Annotated in this window: 20 protein-coding genes; 7 read left to right on the forward strand and 13 right to left on the reverse strand. The window is 61.5% G+C overall.

The window, feature by feature from the left end:
- The 9 genes from HY29_RS01385 to HY29_RS01425 form a co-directional block, all read right to left on the reverse strand.
- Positions 1-1,399 (reverse strand): DNA gyrase subunit B (locus HY29_RS01385; RefSeq protein WP_034790691.1); only part of this gene is annotated, 1,399 nt, incomplete at its 3' end.
- Positions 1,400-1,702: 303 nt separating this feature from the next.
- Positions 1,703-2,461, reverse strand: coding sequence for an enoyl-CoA hydratase-related protein (locus tag HY29_RS01390; RefSeq protein ID WP_034790692.1), 759 nt, complete (start codon positions 2,459-2,461; stop codon positions 1,703-1,705).
- A gap of 108 nt (positions 2,462-2,569) precedes the next feature.
- On the reverse strand, positions 2,570-3,349 hold the full coding sequence (gene map, locus HY29_RS01395) for a type I methionyl aminopeptidase (protein WP_034790700.1): 780 nt from the start codon (positions 3,347-3,349) through the stop codon (positions 2,570-2,572).
- Positions 3,346-3,570 (reverse strand): ParD-like family protein, encoded by a 225-nt coding sequence (locus tag HY29_RS01400; RefSeq protein WP_034790702.1) that lies wholly within the window; start codon positions 3,568-3,570, stop codon positions 3,346-3,348. Before HY29_RS01400 ends, map begins: the two co-directional genes overlap by 4 nt.
- A 73-nt stretch (positions 3,571-3,643) precedes the next feature.
- On the reverse strand, positions 3,644-5,677 hold the full coding sequence (locus tag HY29_RS01405) for a DEAD/DEAH box helicase (protein WP_034790703.1): 2,034 nt from the start codon (positions 5,675-5,677) through the stop codon (positions 3,644-3,646).
- A 131-nt stretch (positions 5,678-5,808) separates the two neighbouring features.
- Positions 5,809-6,585: a siderophore-interacting protein gene (locus tag HY29_RS01410; RefSeq protein WP_034790704.1), complete on the reverse strand. Its 777-nt coding sequence runs from the start codon at positions 6,583-6,585 to the stop codon at positions 5,809-5,811.
- 95 nt (positions 6,586-6,680) lie between these two features.
- Positions 6,681-7,115 carry a PaaI family thioesterase gene (locus HY29_RS01415; protein WP_051601025.1) on the reverse strand — a complete coding sequence of 145 codons (435 nt, stop codon included), beginning with the start codon at positions 7,113-7,115 and terminating at the stop codon, positions 6,681-6,683.
- Positions 7,115-7,570: a PaaI family thioesterase gene (locus tag HY29_RS01420; RefSeq protein ID WP_034790706.1), complete on the reverse strand. Its 456-nt coding sequence runs from the start codon at positions 7,568-7,570 to the stop codon at positions 7,115-7,117. Before HY29_RS01420 ends, HY29_RS01415 begins: the two co-directional genes overlap by 1 nt.
- Positions 7,571-7,583: 13 nt before the next feature.
- Positions 7,584-8,057 carry an SspB family protein gene (locus tag HY29_RS01425; protein WP_034790708.1) on the reverse strand — a complete coding sequence of 158 codons (474 nt, stop codon included), beginning with the start codon at positions 8,055-8,057 and terminating at the stop codon, positions 7,584-7,586.
- Between the two features lie 273 nt (positions 8,058-8,330).
- On the opposite strand from HY29_RS01425, the gene HY29_RS01430 reads away from it, so the two are divergent.
- From HY29_RS01430 to HY29_RS01445, 4 genes are all read left to right on the forward strand, one after another.
- Positions 8,331-9,572 carry a pyridoxal phosphate-dependent decarboxylase family protein gene (locus HY29_RS01430; RefSeq protein WP_034790710.1) on the forward strand — a complete coding sequence of 414 codons (1,242 nt, stop codon included), beginning with the start codon at positions 8,331-8,333 and terminating at the stop codon, positions 9,570-9,572.
- Between the two features lie 82 nt (positions 9,573-9,654).
- Complete coding sequence (locus HY29_RS01435) at positions 9,655-10,068, forward strand: hypothetical protein (protein WP_155838167.1); 414 nt, start codon at positions 9,655-9,657, stop codon at positions 10,066-10,068.
- Positions 10,069-10,244: 176 nt separating this feature from the next.
- Positions 10,245-10,670, forward strand: coding sequence for a hypothetical protein (locus HY29_RS01440; protein ID WP_155838168.1), 426 nt, complete (start codon positions 10,245-10,247; stop codon positions 10,668-10,670).
- 132 nt (positions 10,671-10,802) lie between these two features.
- On the forward strand, positions 10,803-12,005 hold the full coding sequence (locus tag HY29_RS01445) for a Gfo/Idh/MocA family protein (RefSeq protein WP_034790715.1): 1,203 nt from the start codon (positions 10,803-10,805) through the stop codon (positions 12,003-12,005).
- An 11-nt stretch (positions 12,006-12,016) separates the two neighbouring features.
- Here the strand turns inward: HY29_RS01445 and cls are convergent, their stop codons facing one another.
- Entirely contained in the window at positions 12,017-13,483 is a 1,467-nt protein-coding gene (gene cls, locus HY29_RS01450; RefSeq protein ID WP_034791039.1) for a cardiolipin synthase, read from the reverse strand.
- 83 nt (positions 13,484-13,566) lie between these two features.
- Between cls and HY29_RS01455 the strand changes: the two genes are divergently transcribed.
- Positions 13,567-14,283, forward strand: a complete 717-nt coding sequence (locus HY29_RS01455) for an endonuclease/exonuclease/phosphatase family protein (protein ID WP_241765110.1) — start codon at positions 13,567-13,569, stop codon at positions 14,281-14,283.
- An 18-nt stretch (positions 14,284-14,301) separates the two neighbouring features.
- Here HY29_RS01455 and HY29_RS19120 read toward each other — a convergent pair whose 3' ends face one another.
- Complete coding sequence (locus tag HY29_RS19120; RefSeq protein ID WP_155838169.1) at positions 14,302-14,469, reverse strand: hypothetical protein; 168 nt, start codon at positions 14,467-14,469, stop codon at positions 14,302-14,304.
- Positions 14,470-14,622: 153 nt separating this feature from the next.
- Positions 14,623-15,897 (reverse strand): alkaline phosphatase family protein, encoded by a 1,275-nt coding sequence (locus HY29_RS01460; RefSeq protein WP_034790726.1) that lies wholly within the window; start codon positions 15,895-15,897, stop codon positions 14,623-14,625.
- 198 nt (positions 15,898-16,095) lie between these two features.
- On the opposite strand from HY29_RS01460, the gene HY29_RS01465 reads away from it, so the two are divergent.
- Complete coding sequence (locus tag HY29_RS01465; RefSeq protein ID WP_034790728.1) at positions 16,096-16,767, forward strand: glutathione S-transferase family protein; 672 nt, start codon at positions 16,096-16,098, stop codon at positions 16,765-16,767.
- Between the two features lie 62 nt (positions 16,768-16,829).
- Positions 16,830-18,050, forward strand: a complete 1,221-nt coding sequence (locus HY29_RS01470) for an FAD-dependent oxidoreductase (RefSeq protein ID WP_051601026.1) — start codon at positions 16,830-16,832, stop codon at positions 18,048-18,050.
- Here the strand turns inward: HY29_RS01470 and HY29_RS01475 are convergent.
- Positions 18,047-19,681, reverse strand: a complete 1,635-nt coding sequence (locus HY29_RS01475; RefSeq protein ID WP_034790730.1) for an amidase — start codon at positions 19,679-19,681, stop codon at positions 18,047-18,049. The genes HY29_RS01470 and HY29_RS01475 overlap by 4 nt on opposite strands.
- Between the last annotated feature and the right edge of the window lie 34 nt (positions 19,682-19,715).

Below are 19,715 nucleotides of genomic sequence, written 5' to 3' on the forward strand. Positions count from 1 at the left end.
GGATCTTGCCGCGCAGGGGCAGGATGGCCTGATTGTCACGGCTACGGCCCTGTTTGGCAGAGCCACCAGCGGAATCACCCTCGACGATGAAGATTTCGGATTTCGCCGGGTCTTTTTCCTGACAGTCGGCCAGCTTGCCGGGCAGGGAGGTGATGTCGAGCGCAGATTTGCGGCGCGTCAGTTCGCGGGCCTTGCGGGCCGCTTCACGCGCAGCCGCCGCCTCGACGATCTTCATCATGATCTCGTGAGCTTCCTTGGGATGCTCCTCGAACCATTCCGCGAGTTTCTCGCCCATCAGGCTTTCGACAACCGGGCGCACCTCAGACGAGACCAGCTTGTCTTTCGTCTGGGAACTGAATTTCGGGTCCGGCACCTTGACGGACAGCACACAGGTCAGCCCCTCGCGCGCATCATCGCCGGAAATGTCGACCTTGGATTTCTTCGCAACGCCGGTCTCGTTGGCATATTTGTTGATGATCCGCGTCAGCGCCCCGCGGAAGCCGGCAAGGTGGGTGCCGCCATCCCGCTGGGGAATGTTGTTGGTGAAGCAGAGCACGCTTTCATGATAGCTGTCGGTCCACTCCATCGCGGCCTCGACCGTGATGCCGTCCTTCTCGCCAATGGCATAGACAGGCTCTGGGATCAGCTTGGCCTTGGTCTTGTCCAGGTGTTCAACGAACGCCTTCACGCCGCCTTCATACATCAGGTCGATCTCGTAAGGCTCGGCCTCACGCTCGTCGCGGAAGATGATGTGCACGCCGGAATTCAGGAAGGCCAGCTCGCGCAGGCGGTGTTCCAGCGTCTTGCGGTCATAATCCGTCATCGTGAAGGTGCTGGAGGCGGCGAGGAAACGCACGGCCGTGCCGGTAAAGGGCTTGCCGGACTCGGTCTTCGGAGACTCGCCGCGCGTGACCAGCGGGTTCTCCACACGGCCGCCATCAACGAAGCGCACCCAGTGCTCATGGCCTTCACGATGAATGGTCAGCTCCAGCCAGTCGGACAGGGCGTTCACAACCGAGACGCCCACGCCGTGCAGACCGCCGGACACCTTGTAGGAGTTCTGGTCAAACTTCCCGCCGGCGTGCAGCTGGGTCATGATCACTTCGGCCGCAGAGACGCCCTCGGTCGGGTGCATCTCGACCGGAATGCCGCGGCCATTATCGGTAATTTCCGCGGATCCATCGGGGTAGAGCGTGACGGTGACCCGGTCGGCATGGCCGGCAAGCGCCTCGTCAATGGCATTGTCCACGACCTCATAGATCATGTGGTGCAGGCCCGAGCCGTCATCGGTGTCGCCGATATACATGCCAGGGCGTTTGCGGACGGCTTCCAGGCCCTTCAGGACCTTGATCGAGCCGGCGCCATATTCGGGGGTCTCAGCTTGCGTCTCTTCGGCCATTCAGGCCTCCTCATCGATTCGTCAGATTCACCTTTATTTATAGGGGTTTCGGGGCGTAAAGGCCACAGCTGAGAGGGGCTTTTTGCAGCGTATAAATGGCAATGAAATCAACGCTTTGCGGCGGTATTGCGCCCGCTGTGAATCCGCCTGCGGAATAAGGGGGCAAAAACGCGTGAAATTCCGCTGAATTCGCGCGGGAATTCGGGGTGTTTCAGGGGCAGAAAGCGCCCGCTGGAGGCTTTTAAAGGAGGCCTGGGCCCGGAATGCCCGCAGGGCGATCCGGGACCCAGGGATGCCGGAAACCTAGTCTTCGAACACCGGTTTGCGCTTCTGGGCGAAGGCAGCGGCGGCTTCGGCGAATTCGGGGGATTTGAGCTGTTCGCCGAAGATTTTGCCCTCTGCGTCCATGCGCGCCTTCACGGCGTCGCGATTGGCGCGGATTAGGGCCTTGGAGCGGCGCATGGCGGTTGGCGCAGAGGCGGCAATCGCGGCGGCCGTCTTCTGCGCGGCCGAGAGCAGCTCAGCCGCAGGCACCACGCGCGAGACGAGCCCGCTGGCAAGTGCCTCCTCAGCGGTCAGCACGCGGCCCGCCAGCAGGATGTCATTCGCCATGGAATTGCCCACGGTCAGCGGCAGCAGCAGGGAAGAGCCTGCCTCCGGCACCAGGCCGAGGGCCGTGAACGGCGCGCGGAAATCGGCCGTGTCGGCAGCATAGGCGATGTCACAATGCAGCAGCATGGTCAGCCCCACGCCGATGGCCGGGCCGTTCACGGCGGCAATCAGCGGTTTTTCTGCGTCGCGAATGGCGGCGAGGAAGCGCGCGACGGGCGGCTCGCCATCATTCATGTTGCCGGCGAAGTCTGTCAGGTCATTGCCAGCGGTGAACAATTCGCCCTGGCCTGTGATGATGATGGCGCGGACGGCCTTGTCGTCATTGGCGCCATTGATGGCATCCGCCAGCGCGGCATACATGGCCTGGGTCAGCGCATTCTTGCGCTCGGGACGGTTGATGGTGAGCGTCAGGACGCGGTTTTCAAGGCTCTGGGTAATATGCTCGCTCATAAGGGCGCTCCGCTTGTCAGAAAGGATCTGACAGCGGTTTGCGGGCTCGGGCGGGGCCCGTCAATGTCTGACCGTAGGGGAGAGGCATTGGCCCTTGCCTGCTGGGGATCAGGCCGCCTTGAAGCCGGGCGCGCGTTCTTCCGGCCTGAGGGTCAGCACCTCGACGCCTGTGGCGGTGACGGCGACGGTATGTTCGAACTGGGCCGAGAGGCTGCCGTCTGCGGTGACAACCGTCCAGCCATCCTCTTCGGTCCTGACGGTGCGGCGGCCGCGATTGAGCATCGGTTCGATCGTGAAGACCATCCCCTCGCGCAGGGCAAGGCCGGTGCCGGGCTTGCCGAAATGCAGGATTTGCGGATCTTCATGCATCTCCCGGCCAATGCCATGGCCGCAATAATCCCGCACCACGGAATAGCCAGCGCGCTTGGCATGGCGCTCAATCGCGTAGCCGATATCCCCCAGCTGCGCGCCAGGGCGCACCGCCTGGATGCCTTTCCACATGGCGGCATAGGCCGCCTGAACCAGACGTCTGGCCGCAAGGGTGACATCTCCCACCAGATAGGTTTTGGAGGAATCGGCGATATAGCCATTCTTTTCCAGCGTGATGTCGAAATTCACGATGTCGCCATCATGCAGAATGTCCGTAGGCGACGGAACGCCATGACAGACCACCTGATTGATCGAGGCGTTCAGAACGAATTCAAAGCCATACTGCCCCTTGCTGGCAGGGCGGGCTTGCAGGTCATCCTCGATGAACCGCTCCGCAAGATCATTGATCTGCAGTGTTGATTTTCCGGCGAGGGGAATCGTATCCAGATGTTCGAACACGGACGCCAGCAGACGGCCGGATTCGGCCATCAGGGCGAGTTCCTGCGGGGTCTTGGTCACGCGTCGCTTCCGGCCGGTTCTGGTGTGAGGGGCGGGGCCGATACGCCGGCCGCCTGCAGTTCACGCGTCAGGATTTCCGTAAAGCTGAGGGTTGGATTGGTCTCGCACAGCATGCCGATCCTGATCCAGTAGGCGGCCTGCGCGTTGATGGAGCGGCACGATACCTTGCTGGCCCGGCGTAGCTGGTCGTGCAGTTCATCTTCTATGTTTACGATGCCCATTCCGGCCCCTCAATATGATTCATATATGAATCATATACAAACCATATATTGAGGTGGCAAGAGTGATTGGGCCTCAGTCCTGCGAGGGCTTTTTGGGGCCCTTGCGGTGGACCTTGCCAGGCTTACCGGTTTTTGGGCCTGATTTGGCAAAGCCGGGTTTGGATTTGGCATGGGCCGGGCGGGCGCCCTTGTGCGCGCCAGCAGGTTTGCTGCCGGGCTTGAAGGGTTTGCCGCCAGTCTTGTTCTTGTCGAACGGTTTTTTCGGCTTGCGGCGCGGCGGGGCGTCTCCGTCAAAGGCGGCGAGCGGGTCCATGACCGGCTTGCCCGGGGCTTCGGCCGGTTTCTTCTGGATGCGCGGCTTGGGACGACGCGGGGCCTCGTCTTCCGGCGTATCGGGATGGCCGCCCTGAGGGGCAGGGGCCCCGTCCAGCGAGAAGGCGCGCAGACCTTTTTCCAGCGTGCCATCGGCCTTGATCGTGTCGAACAGGCGTTTCGCCGCGTCCGGCTTCAGCTCGACATGCGTGTCTGCCGGGTTGATGCGGATCGCGCCGATGTCTTCGCGGGACAGGCCGCCCGCCTTGCACAGCATGGGCAACAGCCAGCGGGCCTCGGCATTCTTGCGGCGGCCGACATTCAGGCCGATCCAGGTGGCGTTTTCAAAGCCGGGCTGAGGCTCACGTGGGCGGCGTTCCCGCGGCTCGCGCGGGGGACGGTCATCCCGGTTGCGGTCCGGGCGGTCGCGGCGATCTCCGCGCTCACCGCGTTCCTTGCGATCGCGCGCAGGCGGACGGTCATCCACTTCGCGCAAATCTTCCGGCGCGGTGCGTTCAGAGCGGTGACGGCGGACAAAGGCCGCAGCGACCTGTTCGGCGCCATAGGTATCGATCAGGATGCGGGCGAGGTTTGCGTCTGCGCTGGTTGCGTCTTCAGTAAAGATCGGATCGGCCATCAGGCGGGCATCATCCTGCGCGCTGATTTCTTCCGCAGACGGTGGTTTTCCGAAGTTTGCCTCGATGCGGGCATCTTTCAGCAGACGCTCCACCCGGCGGCGGGCACGGGGCGTGACCAGCAGAACACTGGTGCCCTTGCGGCCCGCGCGGCCTGTGCGGCCAGACCGGTGCAGCAGGGTTGCCGGATCCCGTGGCAGGTCTGCATGGATGACCAGGCCGAGATTTTTCAGGTCCAGTCCGCGTGCAGCGACATCTGTCGCGATGCAGACGCGGGCGCGGCCATCGCGCAGGGCCTGCAGGGCATTGCCGCGTTCTTTCTGGCTCAACTCACCCGACAGGGCGACAACCGGGAAGCCGCGATTGCCCATCCGGCTCATCAGCTTGTTCACGGCGGCGCGCGTCGTGCAGAAGACAAGCGCGGTTTCGCTGTCGGAATGGCGCACAATATTGACGATAGCGTTTTCTTCATCGCCCGGGGCGACGAGCAGGGCCTTGTAGTCAATATCGACGTGCTGTTCCTTTTCCGCCGCGGTCGTGATGCGCTGGGCATCGCGCTGATAGCGGCCGGCCAGGGCAGCGATGCCTTTCGGCACGGTGGCCGAAAACATTAGTGTACGGCGGGTTTCGGGCGTACCCTGAAGAATGAATTCCAGCTCGTCGCGGAAGCCCATGTCGAGCATCTCGTCGGCCTCGTCCAGCACGACGACGCGGATGCCGGATGTAATGAGCGAGCCACGGCGGATATGGTCAGCGAGGCGTCCGGGCGTGCCGACAACAATGTGCGCACCCCGGCCAAGGGCGCGGCGTTCATCGCGCATGTCCATGCCGCCGACACAGGTGGCAAGACGCGCACCGGACGGGCCATAGAGCCATTGCAATTCACGGGCGACCTGTTGGGCCAGTTCGCGGGTCGGGGCAACGATGATGGCGAGCGGCGCATCGGCCGGGGCGAACCGGTCAGCGCCGCCGAACAGATCCTCTGCCATGGCGAGGCCAAAGCCGACCGTCTTGCCGGAGCCTGTCTGCGCGGAAACGAGCAGATCCTTTCCGGCGAGGTCTGGCTGGATTACGGCGGTCTGGACCTGGGTCAGCGTGTCATAGCCACGCTCGGCAAGGGCCTCGGCGAGCGCCGATGGGATGAAAGGGGCAGTCGTCATGTATAGGGCTTTCTGGGGCGCAGGCGCTGATTTGAGCGCGGCGCAGGAGTGTTCTCGCGCCCTATGACACGTTTTCAGGCTGAGCGCCATGTTTATGGCACACCTGCCTCAGGCCCGCCCTGACGGGCTAATCAGGCCATTTGCGCCTTGTAAGCTTTGTGTTCGGGTTCGATGAGGCCGAGTTTCCAATAGGAGCTGACATAGGTCAGCTCTTTCGGGGAAGGGCGTTCTGCGCGAAAATAGGTGCGCAATGCCCCGGCAAGGGCGAATTCTCCGGCGACAAAGACGCTGGGGGTTCCATCACGCCAGGCCATGTTCGTGACGGCATCTGTCAATGCATCGCTCGGGGCATGCGGATCTGATTTGATGATCCAGTGCACATTGATTCCTGCGGGTATACGGATGGGCTGGCGATCTTCCTCGCTGAGGATTTCGAAAAAGGCATCTCCCACGGCGGATGGGGGCAGGGCCTCCAATTCGACCGCGGCAGCGGGGATGGCCGCCATGTCTGCAATGAACAGGTGCCAGGCTGCGCCGTCTGTACCGAATTTCAGCGTGCCGGGTCGCGAGATCAGGATGCGGTCGCCCGGCTTTGCCTGGCTGGCCCATGGGCCGGCAATGCCGTCATCGCCATGCACGACGAAATCAATGTCGAACGTCTTCTCGGCGGGGCTGACATTGCGCAGCGTATAGGTGCGCATCCGGGCCTTGAAATTTGCGGGATCGACAGGCGGCGGGCCGGTCTCGCCGGGCGCCGGGGCGACGACTTTCAGATACCCGCCCGGTGCCCCTGGTGAGAAATCCGCTGCAAGCTCTGACTGGAAGCTGAGGCGGTACATGTGCGGCGTGAGGGCCTTGGTGCCCAGGACAATGGCTTCGCCGAAACGGGGCGCTTGGGGAGATGGCATGGACGACAGGCTCCTGATTGCGATTTATTCTCATTCGCATTTAGGGGTGTGTCTGACTTTATTCAACCCGGCGTGCTGGATTGGGCTGGCTGTCCTTACCAGTTCATCGGGCGGGGGATGCAGCTGGCGGTGGCCTGGGCGAGGAGTTTTCCGTCTTCGCTGGTCAGCTCTCCACGCGTGAAGATGCCGGAGCGGCCGCGCCGCACGCATTCGCCGCGCCCGATCAGGCGCACGCCGACCGGAACAGGGCGGATGTAAGAGGTCGTCATCTGCAAGGTGGGCGCCATGGCCGGGCCATCCTGCGCGATGGAGCCGGCAATGCTCATCACTTCATCCAGCATGGCGGAGATAAAGCCGCCCTGCGCGTCGCCGCCGGGATTGGTGGCCTCGGGCGGCAGCAAGAAGGCAGCCTCGATCCAGGCCTCCTCTTCATTGAACTCAATCAGTTCGAAGCCGACAAAGGCGGCGGCCTTCGGCAGCTCTCTCTTGGTCAGCATGTCGAGCCAGAAGTCGCGTTTGTCGAAACTCATCAGCTGAGCCTTTTGAACAGCATCGGGATGGCCGTCGCGGTGGCCTTGGCAACCAGCTTGCCGTCCGGGTCAAAACATTCGGCTTCCATGAAGGCCGCAGACTTTCCGAGGCGCAGGATGCGGGCCTCGACGCTGGCCTTGCCGGGCATCAGGCGGCGCAGGAAGCTGGTCTTCATTTCCAGGGTTGGCGCGGTCATCGTGATGTTGGACGCGATGATCACACAGGTGCTCATCGCTTCGTCCAGCATGGCGGAGATGAAGCCGCCCTGTACGGCGCCGGTCGGGTTGGCGAAGCTGGGGGAGACGTCAAAGTCCATCCGTATGCGCATCTTGTCCTGCTCGACTTCCGCCAGGCGCATGCCGAGCGTATCCGAACAGGGCGGACGCTTCTTGGAATTCTGAAAGCGTGCGAGCATCTCGGCGTCCGAGACGCGGGGCTTTTCCGTATCTGACATTCAGGCGGCCCCGTTACTTGCGGCGGAAGGCGTCCAGATTGACGACCGTGCCCGGCGTTTCTTCGTCGGAATCGGCGGCCTGATGTTCGGCCTGAACCTCAGCGGCAGGGGAGATGACGGTGTCATCCTTGTTGGCCGATTCAAACGTAAGGCCGAAATTCACGGACGGGTCCACAAAGCGCGTGATCGCCGAATAGGGGATGAACAAATGCTGTGGCACGCCGGAGAATTTCAGGATGATTTCGAAATGGCCGTCATGCACTTCCAGGTCCCAATACTGGTGCTGGATGACAATGGTCATGTCCTCCGGGAAGCGTTCGACCAGATAGTCGGCAATCTTTACGCCGGGCGCCTTGGTGCGGAAGCTGAGATAGAAGTGATGCTCTCCCGGCAGGCCGCCGCTGCTGCGGCCCTGCTTCAGCGCCTCACGCACAACGCCGCGCATGGCTGCCTGGGTGAGCGCTTCGTAGCCAATATAGTCCGTCATAGGCGCGCAGTTTCCCGGTTCGTTAATAATTCATCGCGATGCACATACAGTAAGCGCGCATGGCTGCAGCCGCAACGGCCTTCGCACAATGGGCGAGGAAAAATTCTTCGTTCGCTTTGTCTGGCAGAGCGGTGGCGGGACGTCTCGTTAAGGAATTGGCGCCTTGTTTCGCGGGCGCTATTTGGCGGTGGCAAGGCTGGTCAGCCTGCGGGCCGTGGCCTAGGCTATCCCCAGCTTTGTGCACAATAATATACGCGAGCGGGAGGAGACCACATGATCACGATGCCGGAAAAGGGACGCGACTGGAGCGAGGTGCGCGCGGAGATGATCCAGCGCGGCGGCGGAGACGCCCAATGGCGCGACGGGAAAACGGCCGTTTATGTCTTCAATGCCGGGCCGGACATCTCCGCCGTCCAGCATGAGGCCTATGGGCTGTACATGGCGGAAAACGGCCTAGGGCCACTGGCCTTTCCAAGTCTCGCGCAGATGGAAAAGGAGGTAATCGGCATGGGGCTCTCCCTGCTGCACGGGCCGGAGGGGGCGACCGGGGCGATGACCTCCGGTGGCACGGATTCGATCACCATGGCGATGAAGACGGCGCGCGACTATGCCCGCGCGCAAGGCAAGCCGCGCGAGGGGCAGAATGTCGTGCTGGCGCAATCGGCGCACCTCGCCTTCGACAAGGCGGCGCATCTGATGGACATCGAGATTCGCCGCGTGCCGCTGAAGACAGATGGCAGCTATAAGGCCGACCCTGCCGCGATGGGGGACGCGGTGGATGAGGCGACCTTGATGATGGTCGGCTCAGCGCCGAACTTCCCGCATGGCATTATCGACCCGATTGCCGAACTGGGAGAGGTGGCCGCCAAGAAGGGCGTGTGGCTGCATGTCGATGCCTGCGTCGGCGGGTATTTCGCGCCCTTCGCGCGGATGAATGGCGTGCCCGTGCCGGCCTTCGATTTCGAGGTGCCTGCTGTCCATTCGATGAGCGCGGATCTGCACAAATATGGCTATTGCGCCAAGGGCGCCTCGACCGTGTTGTTCCGCTCAGAGGAGCTATACAGCCACATGCCGTTCGACATGGCGGGCTGGAGCGGCGCGCCGATGAAGACGCCAACGCTGGCGGGCACGCGGCCGGGTGGGGCGATCTCAGCCGCCTGGGGCGTGATGAACACGCTGGGCGTGGAAGGCTACAAGCGCCTGCAAGGTCAGGTCTGCGCCACGCGGGAGAGGATGGAAGAGGGGGTGAAGCGGCTCGGCTTTGAGATTGTCGGCAATCCGATGCTGGGTCTGATGGCGTTTTCCCATCCGGATGCCCATGCCTTTGCGGTGTATGGCGAGATTTATCGGCGCGGCTGGTTCACCTCTGTCACCAAGGAGCCGCCGAGCCTGCACCTGATGCTGAGCCCCAAGCATGCCGATGTGGTGGACGCATATCTTTCCGATCTGGAGGCGAGCCTGAAGGCGGTGATGGGCGGAACCTCTGGTCCTGGTGTGGAAGCGCGGTATAGCTAAGACGAAGCGCGTGTCATAGTCTTGCCGTATCCGGTGGACTAAGTACGTTCATTCTCAAGGCAAGACAAAAGGGGCCAACCTCATGAGAACAGGAATTTTCGCAGCCGCAGGGCTCGCAACAGCATTGATGCTGACCGGCTGTGGCCAGGACAGCATGAAGGGCAAGGATATCACGGCCGAATCCTCTGTAGATGAAATTGGCGACGCCTATGTCAGCGAGATGATCCGTATCTCCGACGCACTGGCAACGGTGGATGACGAGAAGAGCGCCAAGAAAGCTGCTGTGACGCTGAAAGATGCCGTTGAAGAACTGAACTCCATGCAGGAAAAGCTGGACACGGATGCCGGCAGCCAGAAGGCCATGCAGGTTATGGCGAGCCGGGCAGGCGAGCTGGCCGATGTGCAGACCAACATCGCGAAGCAGATCATGCGTATCCAGACCGAGCACCCCGAACTGATGGACACGCTGGGTGATGAACTGAACGAAATCAAATAGGCAACTGCCAGCAATTGCCTGCAAGAGCCGGGGCGCGCCATTTGAGGTGCGCCCCGGCTTTTTCTTGACCCCCAGGTTTCTATCCTGGGCAGGCATTGCGGCTGCATTCCCGGTGCTTGCCGCAGTCTTCCATCTGTGGTGCGGTGTATCCCAACGGAAATGAATGGAAACCGGACATGAAGACCCGAATATTATCTGCCGCACTTCTGGCGGGCGCTGTGATGTTGACCGGCTGTGGCAGCAAGGACGACGCGCAGGGCAAGACCGCTGCGGACATCACCGCCAAATCCTCTGCAAAGGATATCGGCGAGGCTTATGTGAATGAGCTGACGCGGATCGCGGATGCGCTGGAAACGGTGGACAACAAGCAGAGCGCTGAAAAGGCCGCCAAGACGATCCAAAAGGCAGCTGCGGGTCTCGACTCCCTTCAGGAAGATCTGGACGGCAAAGCTGACAGCATGAAGACTCTGGAAATTCTGGCGGCCCGGTCAGGTGAACTGACCGTTCTGCAGACCCGCATCATGGATCAGATGATGCGCATCCAGCGCGAACACCCTGAATTGATGGAAACGCTGGATCAGGAAATGGCCAACGTCAAATAGACCGAGTGTCTTTCAGGGCCGGGGCGCGCCATTCGTGGCATGCCCCGGCTTTTTTCTTGACCGTCGTGGCGGACTGGGTTTTCCTGCCTTGAGATAGCGCTAACAAAAATCAGCGCATCCGGGAGGAGAGAGATGACGTATTTCATTCAGTCGCGCAGACATTTCATGGTTATGACCGGCGCAGGCCTTGCCGCTGCGCCCTGGGTGGCCGGATGTGCCACTGCCGAAGGCGCGGCCCTTCCTGCGAAAGCCATCGGCCGGCCCTGGCCGGATTGGGGCGAGTTACCGGACAGCCCGCCACCCGCTCCGAAAGAGGGGAGTGTCGGCGTCGCCGTCGTGGCGCTGGGTGGCTATGCCATCGGCAAGGTGATGCCCGCGCTGGCCGCGTCTGATCGCTGCCATGTCGCGGCAGTCGTGTCCGGCAATCCGGAGAAGCCCGCGAAAGTGGCCGCCGCCTATGGCCTGCCGGAAGACGCGATCTATTCCTATGACAATTTTGACCAGATTGCCGGGGATGACCGGATCGAGGCGGTGTATATCGTGCTGCCGACGGGCCTGCATGCGGACTGGACCGAGAAGGCCTTTACCGCGGGCAAGCATGTGATGTGCGAAAAGCCGATGGCGTTGTCTTCCGGGGAGTGCGAGCGGATGATCGCGGCCTCTGAAGCGGCGGGCAAGAAGCTGATGATCGGCTATCGCTGTCACTTCGAGCCGTTCAATCTGCGCGCCACGGAGCTGATGCGCGAGGGCGCGATTGGCCCGATACGGATGATCGACACAGCGCACCAGTACATGATGGGGCCGACAAATGTGTCAGAGAACTGGCGCGTTGTGCGGGCGCTGGCCGGGGGCGGACCGCTGGAGGATTATGGCATCTATTCGCTGCAGGCGGCGCTCTACCTGACAGGCGAAATGCCGGTCAGCCTCAAGGCGGCGACAAAACAGCCCGCGAATGACCCGCGCTTTGAGCAGATCTTTTCCACTGTGACGGCGGAGCTGACATTCCCGTCCGGTGCGGTGACGCAGCTGGCGACCTCCTACAATGCGCCGGACGGCAAGAACATGATCCATGTCGAAGGCGAAAATGGCACGCTGCACATGAGCCCGGCGACGAGCTATGACGGACAGAAGATGACGCTTACCCGCAATGGCGTATCCGAGGAGTTGGTGCCGGGGGACCCCAATGTGCAGTTCGCCCGCATGTGTGATCATTTCGGGCAGGCTGTCCGGGAGGGGACGACCATCCTGACGCCCGGCGAAATGGGCCTGCGCGATGTGCGCCTGATGGAGGCGATCTACACATCCGCCGCCGAGGGGCGCGAGATCAAGCTGTAGGGAAGAGGGCTTTAGAGAATGGGGCTGGCGAGGCGGAGAATATTCTCCGTCAGCTTGTGCCATTCCGGGCGTTTCTCCCAGCGTTCGAGATCCAGCGGCTGACTGTCTGGCAAATAGCTGTCGGTTTCCTGCCACAGCGTGGCATTGGTCGCGGCATCATAGATGACCAGCGTCAGTTCCAGATTCAGGTAGAAGCTGCGCATGTCGACATTCAGTGTGCCGAACAGGGCGATCTCGTCATCCACGAGGACAATCTTGGTGTGCAGCAGACCGCCGCGATAGCGGATGAGGCGCACGCCCGCCTGCAGCAATTCGCGGTAGGAGGACTGGCTGGCAAACTGGGCGAGCCGGGAGTCGAGCCGCTCAGGCACAATGACCTCCACTTCCACGCCGCGCTTGGCCGCAGAGACGAGCGCCAGCTGCACCGCCGGGTCCGGGATGAAATAGGGCGACACGATGCGCAGCTTTTCGCGCGCATTGTAGATGATCGCGACCAGAACCTCATAGATTGTGGGATTGCGCATCTCAGGCCCGGAGGGCAGCACCTGCATGCTGACCGCTGTGCCTTCAGATGTGGTCTCGCGGACTTCAATCGGCAGGGCGTTCAGGTCTGCGCGCCCGATATTTGCGTGGCCGACACTGTCGAACAGGAAGTCTGACAGGAAGACCGATGTGATGGCATCCACGACCGGGCCCTCGACGCGCATCATCATGTCAATCCACTGGCCAACGCCGCGATCCGCCTTGAACAGTTTGGGGTCCGCGAGGTTGTAGCTGCCGACATAGGCGGCGCTCTGGTCGCAGACGAGGATCTTGCGGTGATTGCGCAGGTCTGACCGGCGGGAGAAAGAGGTCAGCAGATTGACGGGCAGGGAGCGGACAATATGCACGCCGGCGCGTTCCAGATTGTGCGGCCAGACGGAGCGGAAAAAGGCCTTCGAGCCGAAATCATCGGCCATGATGCGGCACTCCACCCCGCGCTTTGCTGCCCGCTCTACAGCCGAGAGGACATCCGCCACCCGGCCGGCCGGGTCCAGAATGTAGAATTCCAGGAATACGCTGTCCTTGGCGGCATCAATGTCTGCCTGCATGGAGGCGTAAAGGTCCCCGGCATCTGTAAAGAATTTGGTTCCGAAGCCGGGCAGGACCGGGAAGCCGATATCGGCCTGAATGGCTCGCGCAAGGCCCTCATAGCGGGGCGAGCCTGCGGCGTTCAGCGGTACGGTCGCCTCTTCGATATTGAAGACACGCAGGAAGAAGTTGCGCAGGCGTTCGCCCATCTGCATGCGGCGACGGCCGAGGCGCTGATCGCCGAACAGGAGGTAAAGCACGACGCCGATGATGGGCAGGCCGAACAGCAGGAACAGCCAGGCCAGGGTCGTGTTCACGGCACGTTTGCTGTAAAGTAGGCGGATGGCTGCCAGCACGGACAGCGTGAAGTGAACCAGGAAGGGTATGGAACTCAAAAGAGGAATCATGTGTTCACCCCAATAATGCGCAACACTGTGCACTTACCCTGACTTGCCCGAACTGCCAAAGGAAGCTCGTACCCTTGAAACTTATGACCTGGAACATTCAGGCTGCAATCGCGACCGCTGGCTATTCCCAATATCTGACGCGCGCGCATCGGCAGGTTTTCCATACCAGATCCAAGGCGACCATACTGGAAACCATTGCCGAGACGATCCGTTCCACAGATCTTGTCTGCCTGCAGGAAGTGGATCTGGGCGGCCGGCGCGCTGGCTATCGCTGTCAGGCGAACACGATTGCCGAGCTGTCCGAGCATGAGCATCTGGCCATTCAGGAAAACCGGGTGGTCCGGGGCATCTCGCGCCATGGCAATGCCATTCTCAGCCGCTATCCGCTGTCGAATGTGCGCGACCTGAAACTGCCGGGCCGTGTGCCGGGCCGGGGCTGTCTGATTGCGACGGTTGAGGCCGAGACCAGCTTTGATGTTGTGTGCGTGCATTTGAGCCTTGGGCGCAAGGACCAGGACCGCCAGCTGGACTTCATTGCGGATCATCTGCCCGGCCATGGCCGCTGGGTGGTGATGGGAGATTTCAATTGCGGCCTGCACGCCAGCGCCATTGAAGGCTTTCTGGACCGTATGCAGACAGAGCTGTCTCATCAGGCCGTGCCGACCTATCCCGCCTGGAAACCGCAGCAGGCCTATGACCATATCCTGACTGGCCCCGCACTGGATTTGAACCACTACCATCACGGGGCCGAAATCTGTTCAGACCATCTGAATGTGCGCGCGGAGCTGGAGGCGGCCTGAGCCCCGCCGCTTGGCGCACTAGCCATCATCTGCACCGACATCCTTGCGCAAATGCGGTGGCAGGCGGGTTTTTAAAGCCCGCGCTGCGACGGCACGATCTTTTTGGGGGTTGGAGTCAGTTTTGCGTGTTCGGCCAAACGGCCAGAGTCTGGCGGCAAGCTGTGCCAGCCAAGTGTGTTGTTTCATGAGACCTCAACAGGGTGAAAAGAGAAATGACAGGCATACGCATGAGAGATCTCCTTTCGGGGTTGAGGCCTTTGAGAGGCAAATTACACAGACCACTGAGTAGGCTGTAAGGGGCGGGGCGTCAAGGTGTTCCCGGACACCCCGCAGGAAGGTCTAGTTTGCCGGGCAGCGATTGCCGGTAATCTTTGCGACCACGGCCGGGTCTCCATCAGTCGGGGCAGGGGGGATGCCGAGTGCACAGGCGGCCATCATATAGACATTCACATTCTCGAAGGGCTTGGCGATTTCGCCTTTCGGGAAGATTGGCCCGGCCCCAATGAAGGTGGCGGCCATGTCTGGCGCGTGATTGTCATAGCCGTGCACACCCTTCATGAACATGCCACCACTGCCGAACTTCACGGCACGGACATTCCAGCCCGGCTCTGCCAGGACGAACATGTCCGGGCCGCGGGTCGGGTGGTCAAAATGGTAATAGTCCGGCATCTCGCCGCGTTTCCATACCTTGATGTGCGGGTTGTAGTCTTTCAGCTGCTGATAGGCCGTGTCGATGGCGGCCTCATCGCCATAGACCTGAATAAAGGGCTGGGGCGAGCCGCCATATTTGCCGCTGAATTGCGGAATGATCAGCGTGTCCTGATCCAGCATCGCGCCAATGTCGATCACCTTATCTTCTGTGGCGAGCGACATGCCATGGTCGGCGACCACGATGATGGTGGTCGTGTCGAGCAGGCCGCGCGCTTTCAGGCCTTCGACCAACTGGCCGACATAGTTGTCAACTTCCGCCACGGCCTCTGCCGCTTCCGGGGAGTCCGGACCGAAATAGTGGGCGGCAGTATCGACGCGGTCAAAATAGACGGCGGCGAAGCGGGGCCAGTCTGCCGGGTCTCCATCAAACCAGGAGAGCACTTCGTCGACGCGCTCCTGATACGGTTTTTCGTGCTCATAGGGGCTCCAGCGGCTGGCATGCATGCCTTCGATCTCTGCTTCGGAGCCGAGCCAGAACATGATGGCCGACTTCAGGCCGTGCTTCTCGGCGGTGATCCAGATCGGCTCTCCGCCCCACCAGCGGCTGTCCTGCGGGCCGGTTTTGTTGGTGAAGGTTTCATCCAGTTCCCGGTCATAGGGGGCATTGGCCACCATGCCATGATGTTCGGGATAGAGACCTGTCGCGAGGGAGTAGAAGTTCACGAAGGTCTTGCTGGGCATGACGGGATACATCGCCTCGGCCTGCACACCGCGCGCCGCCAGTGCCTGCAGGTTTGGCGCCTCGGCCTTGCCAGGCAGGTCCGCGCGCAGGCCATCCAGGCCGATCATCAGGACGCGTGGCTGGTCCTGCGGGGCGAGGGCGGTGTCTTTCGGCGGGGTGGCGCAGGTGGCGGCAAGCAGCAAGCTGGCCGCAGAAAGGATCAGGCGAAGGGGGTGTCTCATGATGTGTCATCCCGATGGTAAGCAGTCTGGCTTTCGGTAAAGGCCGATTGTTGCGCCGATGTGAAGCCGTGCGGCGCAGACTGCGTCGAAAGGTGCAGGATTTGATATTATTTGCGGCTTTTCCCTTGCGACAAGCTGGGCGGCGGTGCGGGGCTGCCCTAATTTGCTGAGAAGCGCCTGTTTGATGAGGGGAAACACATGATCACGCTGCACCATCTGGAGAAATCCCAGTCCATTCGCATCCTGTGGCTGCTGGAAGAATTGGGCGTGCCCTATGAGGTGAAGCTGTATGATCGAGACCCGCAGACGCGGCTGGCCCCGGCAGACTACAAGGCTGTCTCCCCGCTGGGGACGGCGCCCTGCATCACGGATGAGGGGGTGACGCTGGCGGAGACGAACGCGATTGTCGACTATATCTGCGACAAGCATGATGATGGCCGCCTGCGTCCTGCGCCGGGCACGCCGGACCGGTCGCGCTATCTGTTCTGGTTCCACACCTCCCAAGGCAGTTTGCAACCCTTGCTGACGAACAAATTCGTCATGATGGCGATGACATCGCGGGTGCCTTTCTTCCTGAAGCCAACCGCGAAGATGCTGGTCGGCGGGCTGGACAAGGCCTTCTTCGGCCCGCGCCTGACGGCTCTGATGGGAGAGATTGAACGTGCGCTGGGCGAGCACAAATGGTTTGCCGGGGACAGCCTGACGGCGGCGGATATCGTGATGGGCTATTCCATGGAACTGTGCGCGCACCGCGCCGGGATGGACGCCGAGACCTATCCGAATGCCCATCGCTTCCTGAAGCAGATGCGCGAATACCCCTCTTACATCCGCGCCATGGAAAAGGACGGCAAGGGAACCATCCTCCTTTAAACGTGACTTGAAGCGGTCATGCGCCGGGGCGTAGCCTGCTGCTCGAAAGACAGGAGGCCGCCATGAAAGAGCTGAAAACACAATGTTGTATTGCCGGGGGCGGACCGGCGGGCGTGATGCTGGGCTATCTGCTGGCGCGTCAGGGCGTCGATGTGATCGTGCTGGAAAAGCATGAGGATTTCTTCCGCGATTTCCGGGGCGATACGGTTCACCCCTCCACGCTGCAGGCGATGGACGAGATGGGCCTGCTTGAGGGCTATCTCAAAAAGCCGTTCCAGAAGACCGAAACCATTGGCGTCCATATTGATGGAAAGGATATTCCGGTGGCGGACTTCCGGCATCTACCTGTGGCCGCGCCCTATATCGCGATGATGCCGCAATGGGAGTTTCTGAACCATCTGGCCGAGCATGGGCGAGAGATCGAAAGCTTCCATCTGATGATGTCTGCCAAGGCAGAGCGGTATGCGGAAGAAAATGGCCGTGTGACAGGCGTTGAGGTGACGACCCCGGATGGGCCCGTGCATATTCGCGCCGATCTGGTCGTCGGCGCAGACGGGCGGGACTCCACGCTTAGAGAGCAGAGCGATCTGGCCGTAAAGGATATTGGCGCGCCGATTGATGTGTTCTGGTTCCGCGTGCCCCGGGATAGCGGGAACGCGACGGAATCCCTGGGGCGGGTGTCAGCTGATGGTATGCTGGTGATGATCAATCGCGGCGATTACTGGCAGTGCGCGCTGCCCTTTCCCAAAGGCGCAGATGAAACGATCAAGGTGCAGGGGCTGGACGCCCTTCGCGCGCGTCTGGTGCGCATGGCGCCAATGCTGGAAAACGGCGTGGGCGAATTGAAAAGCTGGGACGATCTGAAACTGTTGACCGTGCAGGTGAACCGGCTGGAAACCTGGTGGAAGCCGGGCCTGCTTTTCATCGGAGATGCGGCGCACGCCATGTCACCGGTCGGCGGTGTGGGCGTCAATCTGGCGGTTCAGGATGCCATTGCGGCAGCGCGTATTCTGGGCGCGCCCTTGCGAGAGGGTAGGGTGGATGACGCAGACCTCGCCGCCGTGCAGATGCGCCGTGAAGCGCCCGCAGAGAAAACCCAGGCCATGCAGGTGATGGTGCACAAGACCGTGTTGATCCCCGCGCTGACGACGACGCGGAAAATACATGTTCCGTTTCCACTGCACATGTTGAAATGGATTCCGCTGCTGCGGCGCATTCCTGCACGCCTGGTCGGCATGGGCCTGCGGCCTGAGCATTGGGATACCAGTCTTGACCGGCTCTAATGCCGGTTCATGGCGGTGGAGATTTCGGGCAGGTCTTCTGCGCTCTGATAATATTGCGGTTCAGCCCGTTTCTGGCTGAGCTGTTCATAGGCATAGCCGAGTGACAGGATGTTTGCGTCCTGATCCTTGCCGCCAATGAAGGATATACCGACCGGCAGGCTGCGATACGTGCCCATGGGCACAGTGAGGTGCGGATAGCCTGCGACCGCCGCCATCGAGCCCGCGCCTGGCCAGTCTGGCCAGACATCGCCATTCACCGGGTCCACACGTGGGGCGAAGGGGCCGCTGGGCGCAACGAGAACGTCGACGTCATTTTCGGTCAGCATCCGGTCAATGCCATTTTCCCGCGTGGCCGTCTGAATGAAATCGCGCGCGGCGATATAGTCTTCGGAATCAAGTCCGGCTTTTGCTTCTGCAGCTTCAAAGATGCTCTGGTCAAACAGGGCGAGTTCCGTGGCAGCATTCTCTTTGTCGAACGCAATCAGATCGGTGAGCGTGCGATGGGTCACCGTGTTCGGTGTTGTCGCAAGATAGGCGTTGACCGTGGCCTTGAATTCGTAAAGCAGCACGTCATAGGATTTGCCCCAGAATTCCCCTGGCAGGTCCGGGCCTTTGACATCTACCAGCGTTGCGCCAGCGGTTTCCATGTCTTTCAGGGCCTGTTCGAAGAGGGCGCGGATATGCGGATTGTCGCCTTCAGCATCCCGCAGCACGCCGATGCGCTTGCCATCCAGAGCCTGCATGTCGAGCGCGGCGACATAGTCTGTCTTTGCCTCTCCGGTCGCCATGGCGGTGAGCATCAGGGCGGCGCCTTCCACAGTCTTCGTGATGGGGCCAGCCGTGTCCTGAGACGAGGAGATCGGCACGATATGTTCCTGCGAGACGAGGCCGACCGTGGGTTTGAACCCAACAACACCATTGATGGTGGACGGACAGATAATCGACCCATTGGTTTCCGTGCCAATCGTGCCAGCCGCCAGCGAGGCTGCGGCTGAAACGCCTGAGCCGGAGCTGGAGCCGCAGGGATTACGATCCAGCATGTGCGGATTGCGCACCTGTCCGCCAAGCCCGGACCATCCGCTCATGGAACTATTTGAGCGGAAATTCGCCCATTCGCTAAGATTGGTCTTGCCAAGGATGATCGCGCCCTCGGCGCGCATGGCCGCAATCAGGGGCGCATCGCGTTCACTGAAATTGCTTTCCAGCGCAAGCGACCCGGCCGTGGTCGGCATCTGGTCCCGCGTCTCGATATTGTCCTTCACAAGGATCGGCACGCCGTGCAGCAGGCCAACCGGCTCCCCAGCCATCAGCTTGGCATCCAGATCGCGCGCCTGCGCCATGGCGTCCGGGTTCAGGCTGAGCACGGCCTGAAGTTTCGGGCCGGCCTGATCGACGGCCTGGATGCGTTCAATATATGCGAGCGTGAGAGCTTCGGCGCTGATGTCACCCGCTTTAAGGGACTCGGCCAGTTCGGGCAGGGGCTTCGCCGTCCAGTCACTGGCGGCATAGGCGGTCGCGGTGTGCGTATCCTGTTTCGGCATGGTGCGGGTTCTCGTGTCCGGTGCAGGGGGCTCCGCCGAGCAGGCCGTCAGAAGCAGGATGGATGCCGCCGCCAGTAGAGTGCGTTTCATGGTGAACCCCCTTGTGCTGGAGCCAGCCTAACGA

It is taken from the genome of Hyphomonas beringensis (assembly GCF_000682755.1).
Lineage (GTDB): Bacteria > Pseudomonadota > Alphaproteobacteria > Caulobacterales > Hyphomonadaceae > Hyphomonas > Hyphomonas beringensis.

What these genes read in the sequence shown, in the direction of transcription:
- HY29_RS01390 (WP_034790692.1), bottom strand. Translation starts at nt 2,461, where the DNA reads ATGAGCGAGCATATTACCCAGAGCCTTGAAAACCGCGTCCTGACGCTC.
- HY29_RS01400 (WP_034790702.1), bottom strand. Translation starts at nt 3,570, where the DNA reads ATGGGCATCGTAAACATAGAAGATGAACTGCACGACCAGCTACGCCGG.
- HY29_RS01405 (WP_034790703.1), bottom strand. Translation starts at nt 5,677, where the DNA reads ATGACGACTGCCCCTTTCATCCCATCGGCGCTCGCCGAGGCCCTTGCC.
- HY29_RS01410 (WP_034790704.1), bottom strand. Translation starts at nt 6,585, where the DNA reads ATGCCATCTCCCCAAGCGCCCCGTTTCGGCGAAGCCATTGTCCTGGGC.
- HY29_RS01415 (WP_051601025.1), bottom strand. Translation starts at nt 7,115, where the DNA reads ATGAGTTTCGACAAACGCGACTTCTGGCTCGACATGCTGACCAAGAGA.
- HY29_RS01420 (WP_034790706.1), bottom strand. Translation starts at nt 7,570, where the DNA reads ATGTCAGATACGGAAAAGCCCCGCGTCTCGGACGCCGAGATGCTCGCA.
- HY29_RS01425 (WP_034790708.1), bottom strand. Translation starts at nt 8,057, where the DNA reads ATGACGGACTATATTGGCTACGAAGCGCTCACCCAGGCAGCCATGCGC.
- HY29_RS01430 (WP_034790710.1), top strand. Translation starts at nt 8,331, where the DNA reads ATGATCACGATGCCGGAAAAGGGACGCGACTGGAGCGAGGTGCGCGCG.
- HY29_RS01435 (WP_155838167.1), top strand. Translation starts at nt 9,655, where the DNA reads ATGAGAACAGGAATTTTCGCAGCCGCAGGGCTCGCAACAGCATTGATG.
- HY29_RS01440 (WP_155838168.1), top strand. Translation starts at nt 10,245, where the DNA reads ATGAAGACCCGAATATTATCTGCCGCACTTCTGGCGGGCGCTGTGATG.
- HY29_RS01445 (WP_034790715.1), top strand. Translation starts at nt 10,803, where the DNA reads ATGACGTATTTCATTCAGTCGCGCAGACATTTCATGGTTATGACCGGC.
- cls (WP_034791039.1), bottom strand. Translation starts at nt 13,483, where the DNA reads ATGATTCCTCTTTTGAGTTCCATACCCTTCCTGGTTCACTTCACGCTG.
- HY29_RS01455 (WP_241765110.1), top strand. Translation starts at nt 13,567, where the DNA reads ATGACCTGGAACATTCAGGCTGCAATCGCGACCGCTGGCTATTCCCAA.
- HY29_RS19120 (WP_155838169.1), bottom strand. Translation starts at nt 14,469, where the DNA reads ATGAAACAACACACTTGGCTGGCACAGCTTGCCGCCAGACTCTGGCCG.
- HY29_RS01460 (WP_034790726.1), bottom strand. Translation starts at nt 15,897, where the DNA reads ATGAGACACCCCCTTCGCCTGATCCTTTCTGCGGCCAGCTTGCTGCTT.
- HY29_RS01465 (WP_034790728.1), top strand. Translation starts at nt 16,096, where the DNA reads ATGATCACGCTGCACCATCTGGAGAAATCCCAGTCCATTCGCATCCTG.
- HY29_RS01470 (WP_051601026.1), top strand. Translation starts at nt 16,830, where the DNA reads ATGAAAGAGCTGAAAACACAATGTTGTATTGCCGGGGGCGGACCGGCG.
- HY29_RS01475 (WP_034790730.1), bottom strand. Translation starts at nt 19,681, where the DNA reads ATGAAACGCACTCTACTGGCGGCGGCATCCATCCTGCTTCTGACGGCC.